Raw genomic sequence first — 3,071 nt, forward strand, 5'->3', positions numbered from 1 at the left:
GGAGCAACTCGACCTGTTCGAAGCATTGAGCCTGCCGAAACCCGCCTGACGCACCTTGTCGTCACAAAAACGCGAACTCCCCGCCAACAATATCAATCGCTTATCGGATCAACTGTCGAACTTCGGTCGACCGGCTCACCCATCACTGCGACATCGTCGAAACCGGCAACGAGAGCTGGCGCTTCAAGAGCCGCGCCTAAGCCCGGCCCCCCGCCGGCCCGAGCCGTCTGCGCCACCTGAAAGCTCCGCCGCCTCGGGCCGGCTACCCGAGGGTCAAAGGGGTCCTTTTTGCGCGCCGATCGGGGGTCCCGATTCCATGCCGATTGACAGGCAGACATCGAGCGCGGCTTCCGCGTGCTGAAATCCGACATCGAGATCGCCCCCGTCCACCACCGTCTGCCCGATCGCATCCGGGCCCACGCCCTGATCTGCTTCCTCGCTCTCGTCCTCTACCGCGTGATGCGCATGAGGCTCACGGCGAGGGACCATGCCGCCAGCCCACGCACCGCGCTCGATCTGCTCGGCCGCATCCAGCGGCACCAGGCAAAGATCGGCGAGCGATCGGTAGACGGCCTCTCTTCCACGACCCCCGAACAGTTGGAGCTCTTCGAGACCCTGAACCTGCCCAAACCTGCCTGACGACCCGCTCGTAGTCACAAAACGGCGCATCCCGCCGCAAGGAAATCAATTGCCTATCCGTTTTGCTGTCGAACTTGGGGGGCTCTGAAGTTCTCTCCGCGGTCGCCGCAAGGGGCGACGCATATTTGCGTTCAGGGTCGGGTGGATCGAAGTGGTGTGCGCGGTTTGGTCCGCAGCAGGGGACGCGATCTAATCTGCGCCCTGCGTACCTGCCGGACGCATTTCTCCGCCACCCGATCGTGGACGGCAGGAGCTATTAGCTCAAGCGACTTGGCGGTCCTCAAACCGGGCAAACCGGAACTCCATAGTGCGTGCAGGATGACGGTGAGCTTACGGGCGCGTTCGACGCGCGCCTTTCGTGGCCCCGTCCGTTCGGCGATCGCCTGCGCCCAGTCTCGCAGACGCGACCCACCGAGCCTGCGCGTCATCACCGCATTCGCTGCGTCGTAGAATCGCGAAAGCGTGCGCTGCGAGGCGAGGCCATGAGGCACACCGAGCGGCGTTCGCCCGGACGCCGATCTGGCGGCCAGCTGGAGGGCGGGATCGTCCCTGAGCGCGTCCGTGTCGTCGTGATCGCGTCAGACCTGGGCGCCGAGCAGCACGCTCGTCCGGATGAGCGAGGGGAGGTCATGGACGACATCCTCCCAGCGCCGCGGATCGGTCAGCTGAGGAACCATCAACTCGATGATGCCGCTCCGCGTCATGATTTGGCGCAGCACCATGGCCCCGGCGTCTCCGTTCAGGCGCTCGGCGCGGCTCTCGACGCGCAGGGCCTTGTTGAAGCCCGTGACGACCGGCTGTAGCGTTTCATCCGTAGTGTGCTGTGTACGCTGCTGTCGGACCTTGTGTAGCAGCTTGATTCTACAGAGCACTCGTGGGCACGTTGGCTACTACCTCCCCGGTGGTTACTGCAGGATGACGCTGATTCACGGCCTGATTTGGCCAAATCGGGGTTCTCGCACAATAGGCGCGGCCATCAGCAGCACCGAGCGCTTGACTTGTACGCACAGTCAGCCGAGTCTACCGGGAAAGTGCAAGCCACATGGGGAATGTGGGGTAAGACCCTTTACGGAATCAGCTCTTCACTGTTTAAAGCGCGAAAGTATATTTTTTTGAGGCAAGCGAGATGATGGTATATATAAAGGCGGCGCTGAAAAAATCAATTCGGGCCGCAGGTTATGAAGTAAAGATTGCTCGATACGTGCGGCCGGCATCAGAAATGCCGATCCATTTTCTTCACATCGGCAAAAATGCCGGAACTCAGATTAAGGAGATTTGTGACAAGGTAAATGATAGAGCCGGATATCGAAGAATAAGAAAATGCCACCATGATGTGTATCTCAAGGATCTTCCAAGCGGAGCGCCCTACTTCTTCAGCATCCGCGATCCAATCAGCCGGTTCAAATCGGGATTCTATTCAAGAAAAAGGAAGGGGCAGCCAAGAATTTACAGTTAGTGGTCGGCCTATGATGAAAAGGCTTTCAGTGATTTTGAACATGCAAACGACCTTGCCGAAAGCCTTTTCGAGCAGGGTGAGGTTGGTGTAAAAGCATTTGGTGCAATGAAGTCTATCCGCCATGCTGCTCAAAATCAAAGTGATTGGTTCTATACTTGCGGAAACTTCCTGTTTGTAAATCCGCCGATTTGGATCATTCGCCAAGAGCGCTTGCTTGACGATATGGCGATATTTTTTGGTCGGAGCGGGATGGCAGAATGGAGCGACGCGCTGGAACTCGAAGAAGATCCTGTTAAAGCACATAGAAACGACTACTCATCCACCCCCAACCTCTCGGATAAAGCAAAGAACAACCTCTGGGCATGGTATGCGCAGGACGTTGAGTTCTATCGGGCATGCGAAGAATGGATGCACGAGGCGCTCGGCAACGACAAGGAATAGAACCTTGGCGACGCGCGCGGACGTGATGGGCGCGATGCTCGTGGTCATAGGTGTCGACATGGCCCCAACGACGGAGCAGCACGTGATCGAGCCTTCCTTCGAGCTGCTGGCGCGTTGCTTCTCGCACGCGAGTGCAGACTACGGTGCCGCCAGGAGGAGGGAGGTGTCGGAGCTGCTCTGATGATGGTGCTGGGCACCGAGGCGGCGTGCATGAGGATGCCTCAGGTTTCATGGTCAGGTCGGTTTCCGGCTCGAAAGGATCGGCACCACGTTCTCGAGGCCGGCCCAGACGGGCCGGTAGGTGACGGTAGGCAACCTACCGCGACCTACCCCGACCACGCACGAGATGGGCGCCCCATGACATCGACCCCGCCGATTCCCAAAGCCGATCGTCCGTCCGCGATCGAAGCCCTCCTCCCCAAGTTCGACAGCAAAACGGATAGGCAATTGATTTCCTTGCGGCGGGATGCGCCGTTTTGTGACTACGAGCGGGTCGTCAGGCAGGTTTGGGCAGGTTCAGGGTCTCGAAGAGCTC

3 protein-coding genes and 2 pseudogenes are annotated in these 3,071 nt (G+C 59.1%); 4 read left to right on the forward strand and 1 reads right to left on the reverse strand.

Translation table 11 applies throughout. The features are described 5' to 3' along the window. Positions 1 to 125 precede the first annotated feature (125 nt). Together DLJ49_RS20940 and DLJ49_RS20945 are read left to right on the forward strand one after the other, a co-directional pair. Positions 126 to 200: pseudogene (locus DLJ49_RS20940) on the forward strand (ATPase); the annotation flags it as partial. Positions 201 to 330: 130 nt separating this feature from the next. Then, positions 331 to 639 (forward strand): annotated as a pseudogene (locus DLJ49_RS20945) (IS1634 family transposase); the annotation flags it as partial. A 578-nt stretch (positions 640 to 1,217) separates the two neighbouring features. Here the strand turns inward: DLJ49_RS20945 and DLJ49_RS20950 are convergent. After that, entirely contained in the window at positions 1,218 to 1,511 is a 294-nt protein-coding gene (locus tag DLJ49_RS20950) for a hypothetical protein (protein WP_115395448.1), read from the reverse strand. Between the two features lie 689 nt (positions 1,512 to 2,200). Between DLJ49_RS20950 and DLJ49_RS21590 the strand changes: the two genes are divergently transcribed. Further along, positions 2,201 to 2,536, forward strand: coding sequence for a hypothetical protein (locus DLJ49_RS21590; RefSeq protein ID WP_147277389.1), 336 nt, complete (start codon positions 2,201 to 2,203; stop codon positions 2,534 to 2,536). 58 nt (positions 2,537 to 2,594) lie between these two features. Beyond that, entirely contained in the window at positions 2,595 to 2,717 is a 123-nt protein-coding gene (locus DLJ49_RS22775; protein WP_255566812.1) for a hypothetical protein, read from the forward strand. The last annotated feature ends 354 nt before the right edge of the window (positions 2,718 to 3,071 follow it).

This window comes from Rhodovulum sp. 12E13 (genome assembly GCF_003340565.1).
GTDB lineage: Bacteria > Pseudomonadota > Alphaproteobacteria > Rhodobacterales > Rhodobacteraceae > HLUCCA09.

What these genes read in the sequence shown, in the direction of transcription:
- DLJ49_RS21590 (WP_147277389.1), top strand. Translation starts at nt 2,201, where the DNA reads ATGAAGTCTATCCGCCATGCTGCTCAAAATCAAAGTGATTGGTTCTAT.
- DLJ49_RS22775 (WP_255566812.1), top strand. Translation starts at nt 2,595, where the DNA reads ATGGCCCCAACGACGGAGCAGCACGTGATCGAGCCTTCCTTCGAGCTG.